The sequence below is a fragment of the Streptomyces sp. AC627_RSS907 genome (genome assembly GCF_019049165.1).
The window spans coordinates 1-677 of record NZ_JAGMUE010000132.1 but is presented as its reverse complement, the minus strand read 5'-3'; the positions used below and the strand labels follow the sequence as shown (position 1 = coordinate 677).

Sequence of the window (677 nt, the reverse complement as noted above, 5' to 3'; positions counted from 1 at the left end):
ACGCGTTCACGGCCAAGGAGTACACCTGCTACTACGCGCGGGTGCTCGACTCGGACCTGCCGCTGGCCATAGACGTCGTGTGCGACATGCTGACCAGCTCGCTGATCGAACCGGGGGACGTGGACGCCGAGCGCGGCGTCATCCTCGAGGAGATCGCGATGACCGAGGACGACCCGGGCGACTGCGTGCACGACCTGTTCGCGCAGACGATGTTCGGTGACACCCCGCTGGGCCGCCCCGTCCTCGGCACCGTGGACACCGTCAACGCGCTGACGGCCGACCGCATCCGCCGCTTCTACCGCAAGCACTACGACCCCACCCACCTGGTCGTCGCCGCCGCGGGCAACGTGGACCACGCCCGCGTCGTACGGCAGGTCCGGGCGGCCTTCGACCGGGCCGGGGCGCTGGAGCGGGAGGACGTGACGCCGGTGGCGCCGCGCGGCGGCAGCCGGGCGATCCGCACCGCCGGCCGCGTGGACCTGATCGGCCGCAAGACCGAGCAGGCGCACATCGTGCTCGGCATGCCCGGCATCGCCCGCACCGACGACCGCCGCTGGGCGCTCGGCGTGCTCAACACGGCGCTCGGCGGCGGCATGAGCTCGCGCCTGTTCCAGGAGGTGCGGGAGAAGCGCGGCCTGGCGTACAGCGTGTACTCGTACACCTCCGGCTTCGCCGAC

Annotated in this window: 1 protein-coding gene; it reads left to right on the top strand. The window is 72.2% G+C overall.

Features of this window, described 5'->3' with window-relative positions; translation table 11 throughout:
- A partial coding sequence (locus tag KUM32_RS27040; RefSeq protein ID WP_217144578.1) for a pitrilysin family protein occupies window positions 1-677 on the top strand: 677 nt, incomplete at both ends.